The sequence below is a fragment of the Pantoea leporis genome (assembly GCF_028048155.1).
In the GTDB taxonomy this organism is placed as follows: Bacteria; Pseudomonadota; Gammaproteobacteria; order Enterobacterales; family Enterobacteriaceae; genus Pantoea; species Pantoea leporis.
In genome coordinates this window covers 130456-155045 of record NZ_JALMEU010000006.1, presented here as the reverse complement: position 1 = coordinate 155045, position 24590 = coordinate 130456, and the positions used below count along the sequence as shown (strand labels likewise).

The following is a 24590-nucleotide window of genomic DNA, read 5'->3' as shown; positions in this document are numbered from 1 at the left end:
CTGTGAAGGGTCACTGGCGCATTAAAGCGCAGCCAGAGGGCCGCACCGCCGCACGGCAGTGCCTAAAGCAGCAAAGAAAACTGAGAATCAATTCGTGGGCAAACGCATTTTTAGCATGATTTTTTTGTTGGGCTTTTGCCTGTCGGCCTGGAGCGCCACCACCTTAAAATTCACGCCGCGTTACGGTCTGGTTTCCCCTGAAGTGACGCTGAATGCAGAGGGACAGCAGTGGCTAAAACGTCATCCGGTGCTGCGCATCGGCGTATGGAGCCATACGTTACCGCCCTATTCGGTTGAATTCGAAGAGGACACCTTTGAAGGACTGTCCGCCGATTATCTGGCCATCATCGCGAAAACGCTGAATCGCCCGGTCGAAGTTAAGCGCTATAACACCCGTCTCGATCTGGTTAACGCGCTCAATAACAAGCAAGTCGATTTAATTCCTTACTACCCGCAGGCTGCTAATCATGAAACCAAACTGGCGCTGAGTATTCCCTATTCGCTGGCGCAAAGCGTGTTGATTAGCCGCCGCCAGGCAAAATTTGATCGTCAGCTGAATGATAGCCGCTATCGCCTGATGTACTACGGTGACGACGAACTGAAAGCGCTGCTGCATAAACGCTATCCCGAAGCCACATTAGCGCCCGCCTCACCGCCGCTCTGGGCCTATACCGATACCGCTTTCAATGAGGACATGGTGTTCTGGAGCAACTCCGCCACGCAGCGTTATTTATCGCAGCGCGGCTTGCAGAACATCATTGAAGGCCATAGCACGCCTTACATGAATGATGTGGATGCGCGCTTTGCCGCCCGCGCGGACAATGCTGAGCTGATCGACGCCATTAATGAAATTCTTAAAAATATCCCGCTACGTAATGCCGTACAAATTGCCGAAGCCTGGGGGCTTGATTACCGGTCGGTGGTGAAGAATCATCCTTTGGACCTTAGCGAAGCCGAAGCAAAATGGCTGGCGGAGCACCGCGACATCACGGTGAATTACGACCCTACACATCTGCCTTTCACCTTTCTCGACAGCAAACAGCGTGTCGCCGGACTCAGCGTCGATTTGTTAAATCTCATCTCGCAACGCACCGGTATTCGTTTTCATTACAACCCAATGCGGGGCTTGAGCAATATGCGCGATGCGCTGGTTAATCAACGCGATTCCCTGATTGTGGTGAGTGACGGCGCGTCAAAGCAGAGCCCGCAGATTCAATACACGCGATCTTATGTCTATTCGCCTTGGGTGGTGATGACCCGCAGCGACAGTAACTGGCACAGTTTCGATGAGATGACAGGGAAACGCATCGGCATCTACGAGCGTTCTTATTATCGCTTTGATCTGCGTCGCCGCTGGCCAACCATCGATTTTAGTGAAAATGCGGTTTCGCTCGACTCCCTCGGGCAGCTGCAGGACAAAGAGGTTGACGGCTTTATCGTGCCCTACGAATCGGCGCAATATTTGCTGAATAACCACTTCAACGATCGCTTCAAAGTGGCGTTTGTCGCACCGTTGCCGATGTTTCGCATGGCGATGGCCACCAATGTGGCGGATGAGCATCTGAATTCAATCCTGAATAAAGCGCTGTCCGATATTCCGCAGCCAACCATGCAGTCACTGATGGAGCGCTGGATCAAGTACACGCCGCCCGCCACCAGCACGTCCTGGCAGAGCTATCGCAGTTACGTGCTGCGTATTGCTGCGGTGGCCGGCATTTGCCTGCTGTTTTTCCTGTGGCGTAACCATCTGCTGAAATCGTCGCTGGCGAGGCAGCGCCAGCACGAGCGCGAAATCAGCAACCAACTGCACACGATCGAAACGTTGTTAGAAGACGTGCGTAAAGCGAAGCGTGCGGCACTGCGCTCCAGCGAGGCGAAAAGTACTTTCCTTTCACATATGAGCCATGAAATCCGCACGCCGTTGGCGGCACTGATTGGCCTGTTGGAGATTGAACATTTAGGTCAGAGCGACGAAGCGCAGCGGCAAAAGAATATCGATTTGGCGTGGGAATCTTCCCGTTCACTGCTCTCGCTGGTCGGCGATATTCTCGACCTGGCGAAAATCGAATCCGGTCATTTCAGCATTCGCCACATGCCGATGTCACTGAGCGATGTGGTTTACGACACTGAAGCGCTTTTCCGTCAGGTGGCGCTAAATAAAGGGCTGGCGCTCAATGTCATGCTGGATATCGATCAGGACAGCGTGCTGTTCGATCCCGTGGCGTTGAAGCAGATCCTGGCGAACCTGGTCAGCAATGCCATTAAGTTTACCGCGCGGGGTGAAGTTGAAGTGGCGCTTTACCAGGCAGATATCACTAAACCCGAATACGTACTGGAAGTCTGCGACAGTGGGGTGGGTCTCACGCCAGAACAGCAAAAGGCGATTTTCGAGCCCTTTGTTCAGGTGGATCAGGGCACTAATCGCGTCAGTGGCACCGGACTGGGTCTCAACATCTGTCGCCGTCTGGCGGTGATGCTGGGAACCGAGCTGCATGTAGAGAGCGAGCCCGATGAGGGCAGCGTATTTATGCTGCGCTTCATCGCCCAGCCCGCCACGCTGACTGAAGCAGAAGCTGAGCCAGTTGATGACGTTGTGCACGCATCCTTAAGAATGCTGGTTGTGGATGACAACGCCACCAATCGCCTGCTGCTGGCACAACAGTTGCGTTACGCCGGGCATCATGTGTTGGTGGCAGAAGACGGTGAAACGGCGCTGGCACTGTGGCGCGAACATGACGTTGATCGTGTGATCACCGATTGCAATATGCCAGGCATGGATGGCTTTGAATTTACCCGCCAGTTACGTATTGAGGAGAAGCTAATGAATCGCCGCGCAGTCCCGATTTATGGTCTGACGGCGATGGCAGAAGAGCGCGTTGCACAACTCGCGACGCAGGCTGGCATGGATGGTTGCCTGTTTAAACCGCTGGAGCGCACCCAGCTGCTGCGAGTGGTCACCGGCAGCGCTGCCAGCAGCATGCGTAATGAAACCCTGCTTACCCTGGAAAACCTCGCAGCCAATGATCCGCAAGCCTGGCGCGATCTGGTCACCACCGCTCAGCAGCAAAATGCGCGCGATCTTGCACAACTGGAGCAAGCTGCCATGGCGGAGGACTTCCCTGGTGCACACCACGCTGCACATCAATTACTTGGCAGCGCCAAATTACTGCGCGCTGAAAGCCTACAACAGAGTTGCCTCGCCGCCGAGCAGGCAGCCGAACAACGAGAGAGTGCGTTCCTGCAGCAGCTGATTCCCGCAGTCGCTACAGCAGTGGCCGAACTGGAAGCGATCTTCCTCCACGCACTAAAAAATAATCCTGATAATGAGGTGAAACCATGAAACAAGATGCAATCTGGCAGGTTGCCGTATTAGACGATCATCCACTGATCGGCAAAGCAATTCAGTATCGTCTGGCGCAGGAAGCGCTGCTGGAGCTGGCTGGCGCCTTTTCGCAACGCCAGCAGCTGATGGCATTTTTGCAGCGTCATTCAGTGGACGTGCTGGTGCTGGACTACATGCTTGGCGAAGACGAACTCGACGGCCTGCAGATGGTGAAACAGCTGCGCGCGCGTTATCCCGATTTGAAAATCCTGATCTCCTCGGCAGTAGAAAAACCGGCAATAGTGCAACTGCTGTTAAAAGCGGGTGTGCATGGCTTTGTGGGTAAAAGTGAAGATCAGGAAGTGCTGATTACCGCCCTGCATCAGGTATGCCGTAACAAGCGTTTTCTCACCGCTGATATGCTGCTGGAGATGGATAAGTTTCAGGAAAGCGATCGGGAAATGCATGACTATTTATTGCCGCGTCAAACTGGCGAAGATATCACGCTGCTGCTGCGCAATCTCAGCCCACGTGAGATCGAGGTGATCCGTTGCTATCTGGATGGATTAAGTATTACGCAAATCGCCGGAAAATATGCGCGCAGCCGTAAAACCATCAGCGGGCAAAAACAGACTGCACTGCGTAAATTGGGTCTGCGATCTGATTTGGAATTATTCAAATACAAAGAGCATTTCGGTGAAATTGTGCTGCATCACTGATGCATAAATTGTGTTCTGTGACGCGGATCAAGGCTTATTGGCCGCGCTGCACTGTCATGATGTTTACTAGAATGGTAGTTTATCAGTTATCACAGACACGATAACGGTGGATGACATTATGCAACTGACAATGCGTTGGTTTGGTCCGAAAGAAGATAAAGTTTCGCTGGAATATATTCGTCAGGTGCCGGGCGTGCGCGGCGTCGTGGGCGCGCTGTATGACGTGCCGGTAGGTGAAACCTGGCCGAAAGAGAAAATTAACGCGCTGGTTAAGCAGGTGCATGCCGCCGGGCTGACCGTGGAAGTGATCGAAAGCGTCAACATTCACGACGACATCAAAATCGGTCTGCCAAGCCGCGATCGTTACATCGAAAATTATCAGCAGAGCATCCGTAACCTGGCCGAAGCGGGTGTGAAAGTGATTTGCTACAACTTCATGCCGGTGTTCGACTGGATGAAGACCGACATGAACTACGTGCTGCCAGACGGCTCGCTCACCATGGCGTTCGAGAAGAAAGGCATTGATAAGAGCCTCGACGAAGTGGTGCAGGAAGTGCTGGGCAACGCCAATGGTTTCGCCCTGCCGGGCTGGGAACCGGAGCGTCTGGCAAAAGTGCAGGATCTGTTTGCCCAATACAAAGATGTTGATGACGCTAAGCTGCGTGAAAACCTCGCTTACTTTCTGAAAGCGGTGATCCCGGTATGTGAAGAAGTGGGCGTGAAGATGGCGATCCACCCGGACGATCCACCGTATTCGATCTTCGGCCTGCCGCGCGTGGTGAAGAACCGCGACGATCTCGACTGGATCTGTAACGTGGTCGATTCCGAGGCTAACGGCATCACGCTGTGTACCGGATCGATTGCCGAAGATCCGAGTAATGATGTGTACGCCATTCTGGCGGAGTTCTCGCGCCGCAAACGTATTCCGTTCGCCCATGTGCGTAACATCAAGATTATTCGGGATAAAGATTTCTACGAATGCGCGCACCCAACCGAATACGGTTCGCTGGATATGTATAAAGTGCTGCAATCAATGCATGACAACGGCTTCGATGGCTACATCCGTTCGGATCACGGCCGCTTTATCTGGGGCGAAACCGGCCGTCCGGGCTACGGTTTGTACGACCGCGCGCTAGGCACCACCTATCTGCTGGGATTGTGGGAAGCGCTGAGTAAGCGCTGAGTTGGGTGCGCTTTGTCCCTCACCCTAACCCTCTCCCGCAAGCGGGAGAGGAACTTTTTGCTCCCTCTCCCCGTGGGAGAGGGCCGGGGTGAGGGCATCAACGCGCAGCAGCCTTCACCGCACAAGCTATCAAACTCGCCTTCCCCACTTGCCGTTAAATATATACAGTCAAACTGTACATATTCAGCGGGGAATCACCATGTCAGAACATAACAAAGCCGTTGTGCGTCGATTCAATCAGCAGGTGATTGCCGAAGGCGATCGCCAGGCTTTCGATCAACTCGTCGGCGAAAACTTCATTAACCGCTCAGCGCCAGCCGGCGCGCCCAGCGATCGCGAAAGTCTTTGGCACACCTTCGATCAGATCCTGCGCCCCGCTTTCTCCCATCTTCAGGTGCACGTTGAAGATCAAATCGCCGAGCGCGATTGGGTCACCACGCGCAAAACAATAACCGGCGTTCACAGCGGATCGCTGATGGGCATCGCGCCCACCGGTTTACCCGTAACGATCGCGGTGATCGATATGGTGCGAATTGAAGAGGGAAAATACGCGGAACATTGGGGCATGAACACGCTGGCGGCGGTGATAACGCAGTTAAAGCAGTTTGCGTAACGCAGCCAGCCCTTTTTGCAGATCGTCGCGATCCTGCTGGTCGAGTGTTTCATTGATGCGCGCCGCAAGCCAGTCGGCACGCTGTTGACGTGCGGCCGCCAACGCAGCGCGCGCCTGATCGCTCAGCACAATCACCTGCGCCCGCGCGTCCTGCGCGCTTTTTTGTCGCAGCACCAAATCTTGCGCCTCGAGTTCGTTAATCACTAATCGCATGCTTTGATGCTTCACGCCGCGCAGCCGCGCGAGATCGGCGATAGAAAGCGCGTCATGGCTGTCGAGCAGATCTAAGGTTTCATATTGCGAGGTGCGCACGGTCGCGGTGCTGACGCGGACGTTACGTACCAAATGACTGACCATCTTACGGAGCTCTTCCGCCAGCTGCTGGGTTTCATTTTCAGTGCTCAAAGGGGCGATTCCTGCGCGCTATCGTCGGTCCATTATAGGAAACCTATTGCCTAATGCCTCAGTTAAGCACCCTATCAAATCACCGCACATTTCGTAGCGGCGCGATTTATCGCGCAATGAATTGCGCCGCTACAATGTGTGCTCTCAGTGATTAAGGGTTTTCATATCTTAACTGACGAGCATTAGGAAACCTATTGCCAGGCTTTAAACAACAAACTGGCATTCACGCCGCCAAAGCCAAAACCGTTGGAAAGCGCATAGGTCATTGCCGTCGGCTGTGGCTTGAGTGCCACCAGATTCAGCCCAACAGCCGCTTCATCCGGATGCTGCAGATTGAGCGTCGGCGGAGCAACCTGATCGCGCAGCGCCAGAATCGAGAAGATCGCTTCCACGCCACCCGCCGCACCGAGCAGATGTCCGGTGGCCGATTTGGTGGAAGTGATTGCCACCTTGCTGCCAGCAAACAGCGAGCTAATTGCTGCCAGTTCGCCCTTGTCGCCGACCGGCGTCGACGTGGCATGCGCATTGATATGCTGCACCTCGCTCGCCGTAATGCCCGCCTGCGCCAGCGCGGTTTCCATTGCCCGGCGTGCCCCTTCACCATTTTCCGGACCGGCGGTGAGATGGTAAGCGTCTGCGCTGGTGCCGTAACCCACCAGCTCCGCCAGCGGTGTCGCGCCGCGCGCCTGCGCATGTTCCAGCGATTCAATCACCAGCAATCCCGCGCCCTCACCCATCACAAAACCGTCGCGGTCGCGATCAAACGGACGCGAAGCCTGCTCTGGACGATCGTTAAAGCCACCCGACATCGCTTTCGCTGCGGCAAATCCGGCCAGGCTCACGCGATGGATCGCCGCTTCGGTGCCGCCGCACAGCGCAATATCCGCTTCGCCGCTGCGAATTAGCCGTGCTGCATCGCCAATCGCCTGGGCACCCGCCGCGCACGCCGTCACCGGCGCGCCAATTGGCCCACGAAAACTGTGTGCAATCGAAACGTGTCCGGCGGCCAGATTGGCGAGAAACGAAGGAATAGTAAACGGCGACAAGCGACGCGGCCCACGCTCGGCGGTGGTTTCAACCGCGTTGGCGATTTCGTTAAAGCCACCGATACCGGTGGCGATCACCGTGGCGGTGCGCTGCTGTTGCGCACTGTCCTGCGGGAACCAGTTGGCTTGCGTCAGCGCTTCATGCGCTGCCACCAGCGCGAACTCGATAAAGCGATCCATTTTCTTGCGATCTTTGGCGGCGATAATGCCGTCGGGATTAAAACCGTGCTGGGGATCCTGCTCCAGCGTCGGCACCTGTCCCGCCACTTTGCAGGCGATATCCTGCACCATCTCTGGCGGCAAGGCGCTGATGCCCGATTTCCCCGCTAGCAGCGACTGCCAAACCGCTTCCGTGCCGCAGCCCAGCGGCGATACCAGCCCCATGCCGGTAATGACAATTCGTTTCATTTTTCATTCCTTAATCTGCGGATGCTTACTTGCGCGTTAGCGTTATGACTGCGGCTGGTGCAGCGGCGGCGGCGCAAATTTCTGGGTGTTATCTCCAGCGCGTTTTTTCTGCAGATAATCATGGCGATAGTGCATCATCGGCTCCGCTGCCGGGCCGGGCACCATCTGATAGTTATCCAGCGTCAGCGGCTGGCCGTTTTCGCTATCGACCAGCTGCATCTTCACCGGACGCTGCGTAGCGCTTTCCACCAGCTGCATCTGGCGACCTTCCGGCGAGAAATGCGTGCTGCCCCACTCGGTGAGCGCCAGAATTACGCCGCGAAAATCGCGACCGACGGCCGTCAGGTGATATTCGAAGCGCGCCGGGCTGGTGCTGTAACACACCTTCTCCAGCAAGCCATCGTCCACCAGCTCTTTCAGCCGCCGCGACAATATGTTGGGCGCTACACCGCTGCTTTTCTGAAACTCATCGAAGCGCGTAAAACCGGCCAGCGCATCGCGCATAATCAGTATGCTCCAGCCATCGCCAATGCGCCCAAGGCTGCGCGCGATGGGACAAGGCATGTTGTGGAGCGTTTGGTTTTTCAAGGTTAGCTATCCCACATCGGTTTGATGGCGGATACTGTTGCAGAGTGACTTTCATTTTGCAAGTAACTTGCAGAATGAAAGTGATTTGGCGGTGGCTTCTTTGCACAAAAAAGTGCGCCGCTACGGTTGGGCGCACTTGATCGTAGCGGCGCGATTTATCGCGCGGATTGGGTCAGGTCCGTACCCGCAATCTCGCCTCAATCTTATCGGCGATCTTGGTCACCACATAGGCAATCACCATGTAAAACACCACCGCCACCAGGAAGGCTTCGAGGTAGTAGAAATTCAGCGCCGCGGTCAGTTGCGCCTGGGCGAAGATATCCACCACTTCGATGGCAAACGCCAGCGACAGCGCTTTCATGATCACCATAAAGGCGTTGGCCAGATCGGGAATCGCCGCCACGATAATCTGCGGGAACATCACGCGGCGGAACAGCTGGCCGCCGCTGTAACCGAGCGACAGCGCTGCATCCGATTGTCCGCTATCAAATGAGTTGAGCGCGCCCTTCCACACTTCCGCCTGAAACGCCGCGACGCAGGCGCTCAGGGCGACGATGATGATCACCCAGTTCGGCAGCGAGTGCGCATTCACTTTCACGCCAAACAGCGTGGCGACGAAATCCAGCGCCGGCGGCAAACCGTAATAGGCGAGGAAAATCACCACCACCATCGGCACGCCTTTAAAGGCAATTTTGTAGGCGATCACCAACTGGCGCAGCACAGGAATGCGGCGATGTTCAATAAAGGCAAACAGCCCGCCGAGCAGCGTTGAACAGATAAACACCGTCACCGCCATCAGCAGCGTCACCGGCACCGCATCGAGAATGCTCCAGAAGTCCGGCAGTAAAACCTCAAGATCAAACATGGTTTCTCTCCCTTATCAGACGCTGGTGAATTTGACGCGTGCAGCAGTTTTCGAGCTGTACTTCGCGTGACGTTGTTCGAAGAAACGGATAATCAACCAGGCCACGCCGCACAGCAGCGAATAGAGCACCGCCAGCACCAGATAAGTGCCGAACTGATATTGGTTGTAGTCGCGTTCCATGATCAGATGCGCAGTCGCCATTACATCCGCCGCACCGATGTACATCACCAGCGCCACGTTATGAATCAGATAGATAATCGCATTGCCGTAACCCGGCAGCGCATAGTGCACCGCTTGCGGACCGACAATACGCAGCATTTTCTGGCGGAAGCTGTAGCCCATGCTGTCGGCGGCGTCATGCTGGCCGCTCTCCACGGCGAGAAACGCCGGGCGCATCACTTCCGACAGATAACCGCCGTGATACAGGCTCAGGCCAATCATCGCCGCGATGTTGGCGGTGACAAAATCGCTGAAGCCAAACTGCTCGGCCACCAGCGGCAAGCCATAAAACGCGACAAACAGCTGCAGCACTACCGGCACGCTGCGCGCGTATGAGACGTATAAATCCACAAACTGGCTGATAACCGGGATGCGGCGCACGCGGAACACGGTGGCGATCAGCGCCAGGAAGAACCCGACGATCATCGCGACAAACATTATGCCAAGCGTCAACGGCAGCGCCGAGAGCAGCTCAGGAATCATCGAAGTCAGATTCACGGTGAAACACTCCTGCTAACAATGAAGCAACGCCCGGCTCAGCACCGGGCGCAGCTTTAGTGAATCCTTACTTCATGTACTTCGTGACGTCTTCGCCAAACCACTTCTGCGCCAGCTTATCCAGCGTGCCGTCCGCTTTCAGCTGTTGCAGAGTTTTGTTGATGTCATCGTTCAGCGCCTGGTTCTCGGCTGAACGGTGAATCAGCACGTAAGTGTTGTTGATGGCAACCGGCTCGCTGGCTTTGATCGCCAGTTTCTGGTTGTCGATCACCGTTTGCTCGCCGAGGTTCGAAGGCAGGATCAGCGCATCATATTTGCCACGCTGCACCTCTTTCAGACGATCCGGATAAGGCACGCCAGCGCTCGAAGCTTTGATCTCAACTTTGTCGTTCGGGTTGTCCTGCTGCCACTGTGTCACGAATTTGTACACGCCGCCGCCGGCGGTAACCGGCACAATCTTCTTGCCGACCAGATCTTTCATGCTGTTGATGGTGCTATCGCTGTGGCTGTAGATCTTCATCAGGCTGGCACCGATCGGCGCATCCGGGATCAGGAACTGTTTGCTGCGCGTTGGCGCTTTGTAATAACCGCCGGTCGCCATGTCATATTTGCCGGTGGCGAGGCCCGTTTCCTGGGCGATATCCGCCGCACCTTCCATCACAAATTTGTACTGCGGCAGTTTAGCGTTGATGGCTTTCAGCACGTCCGGCTCGTAGCCCTGCGGCTCGTGACCAATCGCGCCCCACGACAGCGGTTTAGACTCCGCCGCAGTGGCGATTTTGATGGTGCGCACCGCGTCGGCGAAGCTGTTACCGCTGATGAGTGCCAGCGCGATGATGCCAGGCGCGGCCAGGCGACGTAAAGTGGTTTTGATTGCAGGCATGTCGTTGATTCCTTTAATTATTAGAATACGCGTTCTGAATTGAGGAACTGAGCAAGTCGCGGCAGGGTTGGATTATCAAATATCTCAGTCGGGCTGCCCTGCGCGGCCACCACGCCCTGATCCATAAAGACGATGCGGTTCGAGATACTTTTGGCGAACTGCATTTCGTGCGTCACCAGCAGCGAGGTAATGCCGGAGGACGCCACATCTTTAATCACTTTCAGCACCTCGCCCACCAGCTCCGGATCGAGCGATGAGGTCGGTTCATCAAACAACATCACATCAGGACGCACCGCCAGCGCGCGGGCGATGCCGGTACGCTGCAGCTGACCGCCGGAAAGCTGCGACGGATAGTGATCGAGTTTGGCGCCCAATCCGACGCGCTCCAGCTCCTGCACGGCGATATCGCGCGCTTGCTGTTTGCTTTTGCGTTGAATGACGATCAGCGGATCCATCACGTTTTCCAGCACCGTCATGTTTTTGAACACGTTGAACTGCTGAAACACCATCGCGGTGCGCAGGCGGATCGCCTGGATCGCCGCTTTATCCGGTGCCTGATAATCCATGCGGATCTGATCGAGCTGAATGGTGCCCGACGCCGGTTTCGCCAGATAGTTAATGCAGCGCAACAGCGTGGTTTTACCGGTGCCGCTTGGCCCGATGATCGACACCACATCGCCGCGTTTCACCGACAAATCGACACCTTTCAGGATCGGCGTGCTGCCGTAAGAGAGCTTAATATCGTTGAGTTCTAACATGCAGCAGCCCTTATTTGTTCAGGTCAGCATGGCCAAGCACATGCATTAGACGGTTAGCCCAGCCAAAAATGGCGATGGCGTGGATCAGATCGATAATCTCCTGATCGTTCATGCCGACCGCGTGCAGTGCCGCCATATCTTCGGCGCTGGCTTCTGACGGCGTCACCGACAGGCGGCGGGCAAAACGGTAGATCGCCGCATCACGCTCGCCGAGCACATCCGCACGATCAAAGTAGATGGCGCTCACCACTGCATCACTTTCGGCCAGCTGCGCATGGCGACGCGCGTGCACCACCGCGCAATATTTGCAGCCGTTAACGATCGACGCGCCCAGCGCGCCGAGTTCACGATCCGCGCGATCCAGCCCGCCATCGACATACATAATGGCGTTGAAGAGCACGGTACGCGCCACGTAGCTGTCGGGATCGTGCGCTAACGTGCGCACATATTCGGAGATTTTCTTGTTGGATGGCGTCACTTTCATCGCATCGAGCTGCGCGGGCGTGGCCTCTTCTACCTCAACCGGCGCAATATACGGATGCCAGTGCAGCGGCTTGAGATTAACCGACGGAATCATGCAGACCTCAGCAAACGTAATCCGGCCGCGACGCGCGTCTGGAAGTTAATAAAAGCGATCAGCTCGGAGAGCGCCACAATCTGCGGATTGCTCAATCCGGTCTGCTCCAGCAGGCGAATGTGCTGCTCCGTGGCGTGCATTGGCTGCTGGGTAATGAGATCGGCGTGGCGCGCGATGCTCGCCAGCGGTTCTGGCAGATCGGTGGCGCCTGCCGCCAGCGCCAGCAGCGCCTCTGACGGCTGCAACGCCGCCAGCTGCGTCTGATAATCCTGTTGCAGCGCGGCATCGTTATTCAGCTGCGCCATGCGCTGCGCCAGCGCAAAACGTACATCCGGCGCTAAACCCTGATCGTCGTTGGGTGCCAGCACCGAGATGCGGCACTGCTCCGCGCCGTCAACAAATTCCGGACGCAGGCGGCGCGTGCCGTACAGCACATCTTCAGCGTTTAAGCCGACTGCGCGATCAATTGCGTCACTCACTGCGCGTTCTCCTGGTTGAGTAAGGGCGTGGAATCCACCCATTCATCGCCCTGCAATTCAGGGGTGTCAAAAGCCTGTAAGTTGGCGTAATGCTGCTCGACATCTTCAGCAAACAGCGAAGCGGTAATGCCGCGCACCAGACGATCGGCACCGGCGCTCACCGCCGGAATATCGCCGGAGACTTTGCCGTGCGTCAGCATCGCGGCATCGTTGAAGCAGTGAATGTGCGCCAATAGCGGGCATGCGCCTGGTGTCAGTTCGCGAAATTCAAAGGCGGGGCCGAGATCCGGCGCTTCCAGCAGATTGGCCCGCGGCGCGCCCATTTCGGGCTGATAACGTCCGTCGCGCCAGCTGCGGATATGTGGCGCGAGCGCGGCAAACTCCGGGCGGTCGTGGAAATCGTTACTAAAGCCGGTAGCCGCAATGAGGTAGTCGTAGCGCAGCGCGCCTTGCGTGGTTTCGATCAGCAGCCCATTGACCTCTTGCTTGACCGCTTTGATGCCGCAATCAAGCAAGAAGCGAGCATTGGCATGACGCGATACGCGCAGCGTCGATGAGCGCGGCGGCGGCGTTTGCGTGGTGGCGGTGTAATCGACAAACTTCCACTTCCACGCGTCCGGCAGCTGATGCATGCCGTGCACCACGCCCTGACTGCCGATGCCGGTCATTTTGTTGATGCGCGGCATCTGCTTACGACGAATCAGCAGATCCACCGCGCCCGCGCCGTTTTCCAGCGCGGTGGCGGCGTTATCCATTGACGATGCACCTGCGCCAATCACCGCGATGCGTTTGCCCTGCAGGGCAGCGAAATCAATGTCGTCGGCGGAGTGCGCCCAGAACTGGCGGCTAATACCTTGCAGGAAATCCGGCACGGCGAAGCCGCCAAGACCAGAACGTCCGGTGGCCAGCACCAAGCGGCGAGTGTATATGCGGCCGGTTTCGGCACCGCTTACATCGAGCGCAATCAGATCGCCAGCAAAGCCAATGTGGGTGACGCGCACATTGTTGCGCACCGGCAGATTCAGCACCTTGCGATACCAAATCAGATAATCCATCCACTGCGCTTTGGGAATTTTATCCAGCGCTTGCCAGGCTTCTTTGCCCCACTGCGCGGTGAACCACGCGCGGAACGTCAGTTGCGCCATGCCGAGCGCCGGGCCTTGTAGAGATTTCGGTGAACGCAGCGTTTCCATGCGCGCAAAGGTCACCCACGGACCTTCCAGCCCAGCGGGTGTGGCGTCATACGCCACCACATTGCTGATGCCGCTGAACTGCAATTTCGCCACCGCCGCCAGCCCGCACATGCCCGCGCCGATCACCACCACGTCACGCACGGGTGCGCCATCCTGCGTGCGCTCGGGCACCCAGGATTTAGCGGGCAGTTCAAGATATTCCAGATCCTGCTGAAGCTGAGCTTCCAGCGCGGCAAGGCCATCGGCGGCATAAGTCATACATGTTTTCCCAGAAATAAGCGGCGGCCAGGGTGCGGACGAAACCACCAAATCGCGTAAGTGATTGTGCATTTCCATTATCCTGATAACACATAGTTAATGGTCATTAATCACTAAATCACATAGTAAGAGCTAAGGTTTCGCATAATCCTCTTGCCCTAAAACAGAGTCAATAATCGCGCTCAGCTTTTGACCAATGGATTTCTTATATCTTATGCCGGAAATGTTATAAGGCTTTTAAAAGAAGATTTTCATACGCAAGCTGATGACTGAAATCACGTACATTCCGTAGCGGCGCGATTTATCGCGCAAAACATTGCGCCGCTACAAAATACGATTGGGGTGAGATATTTAATCCTGATTAATCAACCGCATAATACGCGGATGCTCGCTGGCGGGCAGACGCTCAAAACCCGGCAGCAAATCGGCGGCCGCGCTGGCTAACGCCTCAACCAGCGCCTGCGCGGCAGCTGAAATCTGTCTTCCCTGCGGCGTGATCACGCCAAAGTAGTAGGGAATATCCTCCTCAATTGGACGAATCGCCACACCGGCCAGCGGCATGCCCCAACCGGTGACCGGTTCGAGAATCGCCACGCCCAGCCCGGCGCGCACGCAGCCAAGAATATTGGCGGAGGAGTTGGTTTCGATGGTTTCGTGCAGCGGCGTTTTGACCATTTTCAGCGCCTTTTCGTAGCGCCCGCGCAACCGCTGCGGGCTCCACGGTGCAATCAAACGGCGTCCCGCCAGGCTGCTTAACGACAGCTGAGATTGCGCCGCCAGCTCGTCATGCTCTGGCAGCGCCACCACGCATTGCGACTGGCCAATCCAGTGCAGCTCCACCGCGTGATGCTCCAGCGGCAAACTGCATAAACCGAGATCGGCTTCGGCAGTGATCACCGCATGCGCCGTCTGCACGGCGGATTCGCTGATGATCTGCACTTTATTCTGCAGGTTCAGCGCGGCCAGCGCCTGCGGCAGCAAACCCGCCGCCAGTGCCGGCGTGGCGGCGATGCTCAGCGGACGATGCTGCTGATGGGCGATCTCCTGCGCGCGCAGGCGAATCTGCTGCAGTGAGAGCAGCGCTTTCTGCACGTATTGATGCAGCTGCAGCGCCTCTTCCGAAGGATGAATGCGCGGCCCGTTGCGGATAAACAACGGATAACCCAGCGATTGTTCCAGCTCCTGAATCAAACGCGACACCGCCGGCTGCGAGCGATTGAGCGCCTTCGCCGCCGCCGTGACGCTACCGGCAGAGATCACCGCCGAAAAGGCTTCCAGCTGCCGCAAATCCAGGTCGTTTAAAATGGTCATCGCGCAATTTTTCCCTAACTCATTGATCGTTCCCGACATTGGCGCGGGAAAGTTTTCATCATAGAGAGAGTGGTGGGAATTAGCCACAGGGTGGAAAGTGCGCATTGCCCCTCACCCTGGCCCTCTGCCGCAGGCGGGAGAGGGAATTGTTAGACTCCGCAGCGGCCAGTTTCCTCTCACTCTGGGAGAGGGAATTGTTAGACTCCGCAGCGGCCAGTTCCCTCTCCCTCTGGGAGAGGGTTAGGGTGAGGGAAATCACAACTTATCCGTCAGCTCACGCTGATGCTCATGCAACAGGCGCAGCATCTCGCGCAGAAACCGATCTTCGTTGCCCTTCTGCCAGGCAATGCTCAATGGCAATCCTTTAATCTGCTCCGGCAGATCCAGCGCAATATAGCTAACGCTGTCGCTGTTCATGGTGCGATACGAGGCGGGCACCACCGCCAATCCCAGCCCCGCAGCAACCAGGCTCAGGATGGTTTGCTTCTCTTCAGCAAACTGCGCGATGTGCGGCGTGAATCCCGCCAGTTTAAACAAGCTCATGGTGAGATCGTGACTGTGCGGGCGTGTGCGCCGGTCTGGAATGATTATCGCTTCGTGTTGAAAATCAGCCACCGCCACCCGTTCACGATCCGCCAGCACATGCTGAATCGGCACCGCCAGCACGCAGCTTTCGCGCGTGATAAAGCGCACCGCTAATGACGCATCAATACTTTGCGGCTCGCGAATAAAAATCATATCCAGCCAACCCGACTTTAATTTCGGAATTAAATTAATGGTTTTGTCTTCAATAATATGAATATCGCTGTGCGGATGCAGCGGAACAAATAAATTAAGTAACGCCGGAACTAATCCACGCGCGGCACTATCAATCGCGCCAATACGTAATGTGCGGCGTTCATCTTTTAATCCCACTTTAAAACGTTTCGCCAGCGCATCAAATTGATCGATTAATTTGCTGGCGTCGTCAAAAAAGAGCGCGCCTTCGGCAGTTAATGAAACATTACGCGTCGATCGATTTAACAGACGCACGCCGAGGTCCTCTTCCAGTAAACGAATGAAGCGAGAAAGTGACGCAGGCATCATTTCCATCTTTTGTGCGGCACGACCAAAATGCAGTTCTTTACCGACCGCAACAAAGCAACGCAATTGATTTATATCCACATTCCCCTCACCCGTTGATTATGCAAATAGTTTATATAATCCACATCTGATGATAAGCCAAAGTAAAACTGCATACTGAACTCGATTACAAAAAATAACACCACCCTACACAATCTGGAGCACTTTAATATGAACTCTCACCTCGAAAAAAGGGTGATGCGTAAAGTGACGTTACGCATTGTGCCCTTCATCATGCTGCTCTACTTCATCGCTTTTCTCGATCGCGTCAATATTGGTTTTGCTGCATTAACTATGAATCAGGATTTAGGTTTCTCGCCCACGGTATTTGGCTTTGGCGCTGGAATCTTTTTCCTCGGTTATTTTCTATTTGAAGTACCGTCGAATTTAATTCTGCATAAAGTCGGCGCCCGCATCTGGATTGCGCGCGTCATGATCACATGGGGATTGGTGTCCGGCTGCATGGCATTTGTGCAGGGCACCACCAGCTTCTACCTGCTGCGCTTTCTGCTTGGCGTGGCAGAAGCCGGTTTCTTCCCCGGCATCATCCTCTATCTCAGCTACTGGTTCCCGGCGGCGAAACGAGCGCAGGTCACCGCCATCTTTATGGCTGCGGCCCCACTTTCCACTGCGTTAGGTTCGCCCATTTCCGCCGCATTACTGGAGATGCATGGCCTGCTTGGCTACGCCGGTTGGCAATGGATGTTTGTGCTGGAAGCAATACCGGCACTGATATTCGGCATCGTGGTGCTGTTTTACCTCACCGATCGCCCGGCGAAAGCCAAGTGGCTCACCGATGAAGAACGGGCGTGGCTGGAAAAGACCATGCAGGCCGAAGAACAGGCGCGCGCGGCCAATCAAAGCCACAGCAGCGCCTGGCGCGGACTGGCCGATAAGCGTGTGTTAGCGCTGGCGCTGGTCTATTTCGGCACATCCGCAGGCTTGTACACGTTGGGCATTTGGTCACCGCAAATCATCCGCAGCTTCGGCGCGTCCTCAATAGAAATTGGTTTCCTCAACGCCTTCCCGGCGGTACTGGGCGTGATCGGCATGATTCTGTGGGCGCGCCATTCGGACCGCACCAAAGAGCGCAGCTGGCATGTTATCGGTGCCTGTTTGCTGGCGGCTGCCGGACTGATTTATGCCGGGAACGTCAGCACGCTGTTTACGGTGATTATCGCCCTGACGCTGGTCACCGTCGGCATCAGCGCCTCCAAACCGCCGCTGTGGAGCATGCCGACGCTGTTCCTGAGCGGTCCCGCGGCGGCCGCGGGCATCGCCACCATCAACTCTATCGGCAACCTTGGCGGTTTTGTCGGCCCGATGATGATTGGCGTGATCCGTCAGCAAACGGGCAGCTATACGTGGGGACTCTATTTTGTTGCCGGGCTGCTGGTGCTATCGGCGATTGTAGTTCTGATTCTCTCTGCCCGCGGCAAAACACCGCATCCCGCAGAGCTTGCTCATCCTCATACACATTGACCTAACTGGAGAAACATCATGCGTAACTACTCAATTGCCGCGATTCCTGCGGATGGTATTGGCCCGGAAGTGATCTCTGCTGGCGTAGCCGTGCTGCACGCGTTGACGCGTCACGATCCGCAGCTGACGTTTACGGTGCAAACCTTTGACTGGGGCTCGGATTACTACAAGCAACACGGCGTAATGATGCCGGAAGATGGCCTGCAAACGCTGAAGACGTTTGATGCGATTTACTTTGGTGCGGTCGGCGCGCCCGACGTGCCGGATCACATCACGCTGTGGGGTTTGCGTTTGCCAATTTGTCAGGGCTTTGACCAGTACGCCAACGTGCGTCCGACCAAAATTCTGCCGGGCGTCACCTCGCCGCTGCGCAATCGCGGCCCCGGCGATCTCGACTGGGTGATTGTGCGGGAAAACTCAGAAGGCGAATATTCCGGTAATGGTGGGCGCGCGCATCGTGGTTTGCCGGAAGAAGTCGGCACCGAAGTGGCGATCTTCACCCGCGTTGGCGTGACGCGCATTATGCGTTATGCCTTCAAACTGGCGCAGTCGCGTCCACGCAAGCTGCTGACGGTGGTGACCAAATCCAACGCCCAGCGTCACGGCATGGTGATGTGGGATGAGATTGCCGCTGAAGTGGCGCAGGAGTTCCCGGATGTGCAGTGGGATAAGATGCTGGTGGATGCGATGACGCATCGCATGACGCTGCATCCGCAGAGCCTCGATACCATTGTCGCCACCAATCTGCACGCCGATATTCTGTCGGATCTGGCCGGAGCGCTGGCGGGCAGTTTAGGCGTGGCGCCCACCGCCAATATCGATCCTGAACGTCGCTTCCCGTCGATGTTCGAACCGATTCACGGCTCGGCGTTTGATATCACCGGCAAAGGCATCGCCAACCCAATCGCCACGTTCTGGACGGCGGTGCAGATGCTGGAGCATCTCGGCGAGCGGGATGCTGCGGCGCTGATTATGCAAGGTATTGAATATGTCTGCGCTCAGGGCATTTTGACACCGGATGTTGGCGGCACAGCGAATACGGCAGAGGTGACGAAAGCGGTGATAGCGTTTATTGAGGCAAAAGCTACCGTGGCAGAAACCATCTGATTTTATCCAGTGCGCATCCTGTCATCGCACATTGCTTAGCGGCGCGATTCATCGAGCAATGAATTGCGCCGCTAAGACCTATACATTCTGTGATTTTGATTTGCACCTGCTGCGCTTTTCATTAAAAGTCTTTGCATCCTTCTGTTTTCGCAGGACCTCGCATGATCGACTCAGGCAGAGAAGCCAGACCGAATTCCCATCGCACCCTGCTGTTAGCGTTGTTGGTTGCCGTGACCTTCTTTATGGAAAACCTCGATGCCACGGTGATCACCACCGCGATTCCGCAGATGGCGCGCGACTTCGCCTCCAGCCCGGTAGCGCTGAACATTGGCGTCAGCGCCTATTTATTGGCGGTGGCAGTGTTCATTCCCATGAGCGGCTGGCTGGCGGAGCGCTTTGGCGCGCGCACGATATTCGCCAGCGCCATCCTGATTTTCACCCTCGCCTCGATCTTTTGCGGCTTGAGCGACACGCTGCCGACGTTCACGCTGAGTCGCATTCTGCAAGGGATTGGCGGCGCGATGATGGTGCCGGTCGGTCGCATGGTAGTGCTGCGCGTCACGGAGAAAAAGGAGATGGTGAAAACCATCGCCTTTATTACCTGGCCGGGTTTGATTGCGCCGGTGCTCGGCCCGCCGCTGGGCGGATTGATTGTCACCTACGGGCATTGGCCGTGGATTTTCTGGCTCAATATTCCGCTCGGCATCCTCGCCATTATCGCCACCGCTTATCTGGCGCCGCAGTTTAAAAGCGAACAGCGGGGGCCGTTTGATGTGCGCGGCTTTGTGCTTACCGCCACCGCCTGCACCTCATTAATTATCGCGCTGGAAGCGCTCGGGCAGATGCATCTCAGTTTTGGCATTCCGCTGCTGCTGCTGGGCATGCTGTGCAGCTGGCTGGCGTATCGTCACAGCTTCCGCCATGCGCAGCCGTTGCTGCCGTTTAGCGCGATGAAAATTGCCACCTTCCGCAATGCGGTGATTGGCGGCTCGTTCTTCCGCGCCTCAATCAACGCGGTGCCCTATTTGCTGCCGTTGCTGTTTCAGCTTGGCTTTGGCTGGAGCGCGGCGCAGGCCGGTGCGATGGTGCTGTGGGTATTTGCCGGAAACCTGGCGATGAAGCCAGCGACAACCTGGTTGATGAAGCGCTGGGGCTTTCGTCGCGTGCTGATGTTCAATGGCATGATCAGCCTTGCAGCGATGCTCGGCTGCTTGCTGCTCAATCCGTCGCTGGGCTACTTCGCGATTGCCGCGATTCTGTTTGTTGGCGGGCTGTCGCGCTCGCTGCAGTTCAGCTGCTACAACAGCTTGGGCTTCGCCGATGTGCCGCAAAACAAGATGAGCGATGCCTCGGTGGTGTTCAGCATCTTCTTCCAGTTCAGCATGAGCGCGGGTATTGCGCTGGCGGCGCTGTTCCTGCGCGCATCCATGTTGTGGCAGGAGCATAGCGAAATTGCGCAAAGCGATATTCATATCGCCTTTGCCGGTGTGGCGCTGTTGGTGCTGCTGTCGCTGTTTGACGTAACGCGACTGGAGAAAAACGCCGGTGCGCAGGTGCTGGTAAAATAATCCCAACGCACTATTTATGGTTAAAAAGCAGAAATAGTGCGCTTCGCTTAAAATAATCCCTTTTTTATTAGCATTTATATTTATTAAACCCCTTTTAAGATTATGGCTAATGATCTGGTCGCCACTCTTTCTCTAAGAAAAAAAATAAAAGCATCAGGAATTTTAATTCATTTCATCACGTTGGAAGAGAAAAAAATTATAAGCGCAGCGGTCAATTATTTTCTCTCACCCATTAATCGCGAAGCTTTAATTATCTTTTTTGCCAAATCAACTTATTTTAATTATGAAAAATAACTGAACGATTTCAATCCTCTTAGGATAATTCCTAATTCCAATTGGTTGTACGTTTGGCTTTTAGGGCTAACCTTAAGTAGCAAATGAAATATGCGTTATCCCCTTTATCTGAGGTATTCATTATGACAGCACCACGTGGCGGTTCTGGCAATTTTGCCATGGACCCGGAAAGAGCCCGCGAAGCGGGTAAAAAAGGCGGCCAATTAAGCGGCGGCAATTTTCGTAATAATCCAGAACGTGCGATTGAAGCGGGACGAAAAGGCGGTAAAAAAAGCCGTCGAGTCGTCGATAAATCTCCCGCATAACGTTATTGCGGCTGGCCGGTAATTCGGCAACAGCCGCAATCTCCTTTTATTTATTTGTCAGGAAAATATTATGAGCCACAACAGCGAAGAGCACTTTCTCGATTGGGTAAAAGATGCCCATGCCATGGAAAAACAGGCTGAAAGCATGCTGGAAAAAATGGCCTCGCGCCTTGAACACTATCCCGACCTTAAACTGCGTATCGAGCAGCATATTGTTGAGACTCGTGAACATCAGACGCTGGTGCAGAGCGTGATCGATCGCTACTCCACTTCTCAATCGGTATTGAAAGATCTCGCCGGCAAAATCTCCGCTTTCGGTCAGTCGATTGGCGGCGTGATGGTGGAAGATGAAGTGGTGAAAGGCGCGATCAGCGGCCACGTGTTTGAGCACCTTGAGATTGCCAGCTACACCTCACTGATTGCGGCGGCGCAGCATCTCAACGATCACGAAAGTGCCGATATCTTCTCGCGCATCCGCGAGCAGGAAATCGCCATGGCCGACTGGACCTTGACGCATTTGCCGGACGTGACCGAACAGTATTTGATTCGCTCCGCTACGCCAGGCGTGGAAGCTAAGAAGTAGCTCCCGCACGATTCTTCCATTTTTCGCAACAATGACTTCGCTAACCCGGCTATTCTGCCGCTAAATTGTCTGTGCGAACCTTATGGCAAGGCTCGGGATTATCCCGAGCAACACCTAAGGAACCGCAACATGAAACTCTATCACTTCCCGCTTTCTGGTCATGCTCACCGCGCACGTCTGTTCCTGTCGCTGCTGGATTTACCGCATGAAGTCATCGATGTTGATCTCAAATCTGGCGAAAACAAAACGCCGGAATTCCTCGCCATGAATCCGTTTGGTCAGGTGCCGGTGCTGGAAGATGACGGCGTGTTTATTGCCGATTCCAACGCCATTCTGGTCTATCTGGCGAAGAAAAGCGGTCGCAGCGAATGGTTGCCGGAAGATGCGCAGGGCGCGGCGGCGGTACAGCGCTGGCTCACCGTGGCAGCCGGTGATATCGCCTTTGGTCCGGCTGCGGCGCGTTTGATTACCGTATTTGGCCGCCCGTTCAATCCAGAAGAGGTGATTGCCCGCGCGCATCTGGTGCTGTCACGCATTGAGCAGCATCTTGAAGGCCGTGAATGGCTGGTTGGCGATCGCCCGACTATCGCCGACGTCGCGCAGTACAGCTATATCGTGGGTGCGCCAGAAGGCAATGTCGATCTCTCCGGCTATCCGGCGGTGAACGCGCTGCTGCGTCGCATCGAAGCGCTGCCGGGCTTTGTGCCCTTCCCTCAAACTGCGGCTGGCCTGCGCAGCATCGCCTGAGTCCACCATCATGAGCAAGAAACGGCCGGTTTGGCATCAGGGTGAAATTGCGCTTCAGCAACAGGCGGGCGTGGCGGAACGCATGGCGGACGTTGGCCAGCGCGTGATCCGCGATCACATGCCCGATCAACACCGCGACTTCTACGCTCAGCTGCCGTTTATTGTGGCGGGCAGCGTGGATGCGCACGGCGATGCGTGGGCCACGCTGCTGGAAGGCCAACCCGGTTTTATCTTCTCGCCGAATGCCACCACGCTGGATATCGAGGCGCGTCCGCATCAAGGCGATCCCGCGGCGGCGGGCATGCAGGATGGCGCGCCGATTGGGCTGCTGGGCATCGAACTGCATACGCGGCGACGTAACCGCATGAACGGCGTGCTGCAGGCGATTGGCGCTGGTTTTCGCGTGCAGGTGGAACAGAGTTTTGGCAACTGCCCGCGCTATATCCAGCTGCGTGACTTTCACTTTGCACATCCTCCCGCTGAACCTTATCGCGGTGAGGTGGAAACCCTGAGCGCGCTGGATGATGCCGCGCGCGCCAGCATCGGCGCGGCGGATACCTTTTACGTCGCCACCTATGCCGAACGCCAGGTTGATGCCTCGCATCGCGGTGGTAAACCGGGTTTCGTGCGCGTCAGTGAAGATGACCTGCTGACCATTCCCGACTTCAACGGCAATCTGTTTTTCTCCACGCTGGGCAACATTCACCAGAATGGCAAAGCGGGGTTGCTGTTTATTGATTACGCCAGCGGCGACACGCTGCAGCTGAGCGGCGATGCCAAAGTGATTCTCGACTCGCCCGAGATCGCCGCCTTTCAGGGTGCCGAGCGGCTATGGACGTTTCGCCCGCGCCGTATCGTGCGTCGTCGTGCCGCCCTCGCCTTACGCTGGTTAACGCCGCCGGATGGCGTCGCACCCAGTTCGCTGATGACCGGCGACTGGCAAGCCGCCGACGAACGCCTGCGTGCAGCAGATCTGGCATCGCGCTGGCGTCCGTTCAAGGTGATTAAGGTGGTGGATGAGAGCGCCACGATCCGCTCGTTTCATTTAGTGCCGGATGATGGCGCGGGTCTGTTGCCGCATCTGGCCGGTCAACATCTGCCGATTCGCCTGCAGTTGCCCGGTACGGATAAGCCGCTGATGCGCGCCTACACGCTTTCGGTCGCGCCATCGGAGAATTTTTACCGCATCAGCGTCAAGCGCGATGGCGTGGTATCGCGTTACCTGCACGATCATCTTCACACCGGAGATACGCTGGAAGCGCGTGCGCCGGCGGGTGATTTTACTCTCGACGCCAGCGAACCACGTCCGGCGGTGCTGCTTGCCGCCGGCGTGGGCATCACGCCGATGCTGGCGATGCTGCGACATCTGATATACGAAGGAGTGCGCAAACAGCGCCTGCGCCCTACGTTTCTGTTCCAGTCGGCGCGCAGCAAAGCCGAGCGCCCTTTTGTGCGCGAACTCGACCAGTTGCTGGCGGCGGCGCACGGCGCGGTGAAACTGGTGCGCGTGCTAAGCCAGACGGCGGATGCAGAACCGGATGTTGATTACGATTTTGCCGGCCGCATCGATATGGCGCTGCTCTCGCGGGTGCTGCCGTTTAACGATTACGACTTCTATCTGTGCGGTCCGCCGCAATTTACCCAGGCGCTGTACGACGGGCTGCGCGCCTTGAATATCGCCGACGATCGCATTCACGCCGAAGCCTTTGGGCCGTCGTCGCTGCAGCGCACCAACGATATTGTTAAAGAAGCAAAACCGCTATTGCCGGTAGCAACCCAATCGGTGCCGGTGAAGTTCATGGATTCACTGAAAGAGGCGCGTTGGGCGCCGGATACCGGTTCGCTGCTTGAGCTGGCTGAAGCGCGTGGCCTAAGCCCAGCGTACAGCTGTCGCGCCGGACATTGCGGCAGCTGTAAAACCAAACTGCTGCAAGGCGCGGTGACTTACCCAACGCCACCGAGCGCGCAAGTGGCGGATGATGAAGTGCTGATCTGCTGCGCGCGGCCGGCGCAGCAGGAGGATGAGGTGCAGGCGATTCAGCTGGCGCTGTAAGATT

The 24590-nt window shown here is 56.2% G+C and carries 23 protein-coding genes; 11 read left to right on the top strand and 12 right to left on the bottom strand.

What is annotated here, in order from left to right; all coding sequences use genetic code 11:
- Window positions 1-115: 115 nt before the first annotated feature.
- From MWH02_RS16490 to MWH02_RS16475, 4 genes are all read left to right on the top strand, one after another.
- A complete protein-coding gene (locus MWH02_RS16490) occupies window positions 116-3340 on the top strand; it encodes a transporter substrate-binding domain-containing protein (protein ID WP_271461046.1) in 3225 nt (1074 codons plus the stop codon).
- Window positions 3337-4041 carry a response regulator gene (locus tag MWH02_RS16485; protein ID WP_137386443.1) on the top strand — a complete coding sequence of 235 codons (705 nt, stop codon included), beginning with the start codon at window positions 3337-3339 and terminating at the stop codon, window positions 4039-4041. Before MWH02_RS16490 ends, MWH02_RS16485 begins: the two co-directional genes overlap by 4 nt.
- 118 nt (window positions 4042-4159) lie before the next feature.
- Complete coding sequence (uxuA, locus tag MWH02_RS16480) at window positions 4160-5224, top strand: mannonate dehydratase (RefSeq protein ID WP_271461045.1); 1065 nt, start codon at window positions 4160-4162, stop codon at window positions 5222-5224.
- A gap of 199 nt (window positions 5225-5423) precedes the next feature.
- The gene (locus MWH02_RS16475) at window positions 5424-5837 is read left to right on the top strand and encodes an ester cyclase (RefSeq protein WP_137386445.1); all 414 of its coding nucleotides are present in this window, start codon (window positions 5424-5426) and stop codon (window positions 5835-5837) included.
- On the opposite strand, the gene MWH02_RS16470 is transcribed toward MWH02_RS16475, so the two are convergent.
- The 12 genes from MWH02_RS16470 to MWH02_RS16415 all read right to left on the bottom strand — a co-directional run bounded on the left by MWH02_RS16470 (window position 5820) and on the right by MWH02_RS16415 (window position 16489).
- Window positions 5820-6242 (bottom strand): MarR family winged helix-turn-helix transcriptional regulator, encoded by a 423-nt coding sequence (locus MWH02_RS16470; RefSeq protein ID WP_101761875.1) that lies wholly within the window; start codon window positions 6240-6242, stop codon window positions 5820-5822. The genes MWH02_RS16475 and MWH02_RS16470 overlap by 18 nt on opposite strands.
- Before the next feature lie 191 nt (window positions 6243-6433).
- Entirely contained in the window at window positions 6434-7696 is a 1263-nt protein-coding gene (gene fabF / locus MWH02_RS16465) for a beta-ketoacyl-ACP synthase II (protein WP_271461044.1), read from the bottom strand.
- Between the two features lie 42 nt (window positions 7697-7738).
- Window positions 7739-8284, bottom strand: coding sequence for a winged helix-turn-helix transcriptional regulator (locus MWH02_RS16460; protein ID WP_101761873.1), 546 nt, complete (start codon window positions 8282-8284; stop codon window positions 7739-7741).
- Window positions 8285-8456: 172 nt separating this feature from the next.
- Window positions 8457-9149 (bottom strand): amino acid ABC transporter permease, encoded by a 693-nt coding sequence (locus tag MWH02_RS16455; protein ID WP_061720264.1) that lies wholly within the window; start codon window positions 9147-9149, stop codon window positions 8457-8459.
- Window positions 9150-9164: 15 nt separating this feature from the next.
- Complete coding sequence (locus tag MWH02_RS16450; RefSeq protein ID WP_154155525.1) at window positions 9165-9851, bottom strand: amino acid ABC transporter permease; 687 nt, start codon at window positions 9849-9851, stop codon at window positions 9165-9167.
- 82 nt (window positions 9852-9933) lie between these two features.
- Window positions 9934-10749, bottom strand: coding sequence for a transporter substrate-binding domain-containing protein (locus MWH02_RS16445; RefSeq protein ID WP_271461043.1), 816 nt, complete (start codon window positions 10747-10749; stop codon window positions 9934-9936).
- 20 nt (window positions 10750-10769) lie between these two features.
- Window positions 10770-11507, bottom strand: a complete 738-nt coding sequence (locus MWH02_RS16440; protein WP_271461042.1) for an amino acid ABC transporter ATP-binding protein — start codon at window positions 11505-11507, stop codon at window positions 10770-10772.
- Between the two features lie 10 nt (window positions 11508-11517).
- Entirely contained in the window at window positions 11518-12084 is a 567-nt protein-coding gene (locus MWH02_RS16435; RefSeq protein WP_110867262.1) for a peroxidase-related enzyme, read from the bottom strand.
- Window positions 12081-12563, bottom strand: coding sequence for a CMD domain-containing protein (locus MWH02_RS16430; RefSeq protein WP_222234781.1), 483 nt, complete (start codon window positions 12561-12563; stop codon window positions 12081-12083). The genes MWH02_RS16435 and MWH02_RS16430 overlap by 4 nt, the downstream gene beginning before the upstream one ends.
- A complete protein-coding gene (locus tag MWH02_RS16425) occupies window positions 12560-14014 on the bottom strand; it encodes an NAD(P)-binding domain-containing protein (protein ID WP_222234782.1) in 1455 nt (484 codons plus the stop codon). Before MWH02_RS16425 ends, MWH02_RS16430 begins: the two co-directional genes overlap by 4 nt.
- Before the next feature lie 351 nt (window positions 14015-14365).
- Window positions 14366-15325, bottom strand: coding sequence for a LysR family transcriptional regulator (locus MWH02_RS16420; RefSeq protein WP_192236355.1), 960 nt, complete (start codon window positions 15323-15325; stop codon window positions 14366-14368).
- A 255-nt stretch (window positions 15326-15580) separates the two neighbouring features.
- Window positions 15581-16489 (bottom strand): LysR family transcriptional regulator, encoded by a 909-nt coding sequence (locus MWH02_RS16415; RefSeq protein WP_271461041.1) that lies wholly within the window; start codon window positions 16487-16489, stop codon window positions 15581-15583.
- 129 nt (window positions 16490-16618) lie between these two features.
- Here MWH02_RS16415 and MWH02_RS16410 point away from each other — a divergent pair, with 129 nt between their 5' ends.
- The 7 genes from MWH02_RS16410 to MWH02_RS16380 all read left to right on the top strand — a co-directional run bounded on the left by MWH02_RS16410 (window position 16619) and on the right by MWH02_RS16380 (window position 24586).
- Window positions 16619-17929, top strand: coding sequence for an MFS transporter (locus MWH02_RS16410; RefSeq protein ID WP_101761864.1), 1311 nt, complete (start codon window positions 16619-16621; stop codon window positions 17927-17929).
- 18 nt (window positions 17930-17947) lie between these two features.
- Window positions 17948-19036: a tartrate dehydrogenase gene (locus MWH02_RS16405; protein WP_271461040.1), complete on the top strand. Its 1089-nt coding sequence runs from the start codon at window positions 17948-17950 to the stop codon at window positions 19034-19036.
- Window positions 19037-19197: 161 nt separating this feature from the next.
- Entirely contained in the window at window positions 19198-20604 is a 1407-nt protein-coding gene (locus tag MWH02_RS16400; RefSeq protein WP_271461039.1) for an MFS transporter, read from the top strand.
- Between the two features lie 416 nt (window positions 20605-21020).
- Window positions 21021-21203: a con-10 family general stress protein gene (locus MWH02_RS16395; protein ID WP_101761861.1), complete on the top strand. Its 183-nt coding sequence runs from the start codon at window positions 21021-21023 to the stop codon at window positions 21201-21203.
- 70 nt (window positions 21204-21273) lie between these two features.
- Window positions 21274-21786 (top strand): ferritin-like domain-containing protein, encoded by a 513-nt coding sequence (locus tag MWH02_RS16390; RefSeq protein ID WP_137386456.1) that lies wholly within the window; start codon window positions 21274-21276, stop codon window positions 21784-21786.
- A gap of 129 nt (window positions 21787-21915) precedes the next feature.
- On the top strand, window positions 21916-22533 hold the full coding sequence (locus tag MWH02_RS16385; RefSeq protein ID WP_192236345.1) for a glutathione S-transferase family protein: 618 nt from the start codon (window positions 21916-21918) through the stop codon (window positions 22531-22533).
- A 10-nt stretch (window positions 22534-22543) separates the two neighbouring features.
- A complete protein-coding gene (locus MWH02_RS16380; RefSeq protein WP_271461038.1) occupies window positions 22544-24586 on the top strand; it encodes a 2Fe-2S iron-sulfur cluster-binding protein in 2043 nt (680 codons plus the stop codon).
- The last annotated feature ends 4 nt before the right edge of the window (window positions 24587-24590 follow it).

Excerpts from the sequence above, each read along its gene's own strand:
- uxuA (WP_271461045.1), top strand. The coding sequence starts at position 4,160 with ATGCAACTGACAATGCGTTGGTTTGGTCCGAAAGAAGATAAAGTTTCG.
- MWH02_RS16400 (WP_271461039.1), top strand. The coding sequence starts at position 19,198 with ATGATCGACTCAGGCAGAGAAGCCAGACCGAATTCCCATCGCACCCTG.
- MWH02_RS16445 (WP_271461043.1), bottom strand. The coding sequence starts at position 10,749 with ATGCCTGCAATCAAAACCACTTTACGTCGCCTGGCCGCGCCTGGCATC.
- MWH02_RS16485 (WP_137386443.1), top strand. The coding sequence starts at position 3,337 with ATGAAACAAGATGCAATCTGGCAGGTTGCCGTATTAGACGATCATCCA.
- MWH02_RS16435 (WP_110867262.1), bottom strand. The coding sequence starts at position 12,084 with ATGATTCCGTCGGTTAATCTCAAGCCGCTGCACTGGCATCCGTATATT.
- MWH02_RS16395 (WP_101761861.1), top strand. The coding sequence starts at position 21,021 with ATGACAGCACCACGTGGCGGTTCTGGCAATTTTGCCATGGACCCGGAA.
- fabF (WP_271461044.1), bottom strand. The coding sequence starts at position 7,696 with ATGAAACGAATTGTCATTACCGGCATGGGGCTGGTATCGCCGCTGGGC.
- MWH02_RS16455 (WP_061720264.1), bottom strand. The coding sequence starts at position 9,149 with ATGTTTGATCTTGAGGTTTTACTGCCGGACTTCTGGAGCATTCTCGAT.
- MWH02_RS16490 (WP_271461046.1), top strand. The coding sequence starts at position 116 with ATGATTTTTTTGTTGGGCTTTTGCCTGTCGGCCTGGAGCGCCACCACC.
- MWH02_RS16390 (WP_137386456.1), top strand. The coding sequence starts at position 21,274 with ATGAGCCACAACAGCGAAGAGCACTTTCTCGATTGGGTAAAAGATGCC.
- MWH02_RS16380 (WP_271461038.1), top strand. The coding sequence starts at position 22,544 with ATGAGCAAGAAACGGCCGGTTTGGCATCAGGGTGAAATTGCGCTTCAG.
- MWH02_RS16405 (WP_271461040.1), top strand. The coding sequence starts at position 17,948 with ATGCGTAACTACTCAATTGCCGCGATTCCTGCGGATGGTATTGGCCCG.
- MWH02_RS16385 (WP_192236345.1), top strand. The coding sequence starts at position 21,916 with ATGAAACTCTATCACTTCCCGCTTTCTGGTCATGCTCACCGCGCACGT.
- MWH02_RS16410 (WP_101761864.1), top strand. The coding sequence starts at position 16,619 with ATGAACTCTCACCTCGAAAAAAGGGTGATGCGTAAAGTGACGTTACGC.
- MWH02_RS16420 (WP_192236355.1), bottom strand. The coding sequence starts at position 15,325 with ATGACCATTTTAAACGACCTGGATTTGCGGCAGCTGGAAGCCTTTTCG.
- MWH02_RS16450 (WP_154155525.1), bottom strand. The coding sequence starts at position 9,851 with ATGATTCCTGAGCTGCTCTCGGCGCTGCCGTTGACGCTTGGCATAATG.
- MWH02_RS16475 (WP_137386445.1), top strand. The coding sequence starts at position 5,424 with ATGTCAGAACATAACAAAGCCGTTGTGCGTCGATTCAATCAGCAGGTG.
- MWH02_RS16425 (WP_222234782.1), bottom strand. The coding sequence starts at position 14,014 with ATGACTTATGCCGCCGATGGCCTTGCCGCGCTGGAAGCTCAGCTTCAG.
- MWH02_RS16440 (WP_271461042.1), bottom strand. The coding sequence starts at position 11,507 with ATGTTAGAACTCAACGATATTAAGCTCTCTTACGGCAGCACGCCGATC.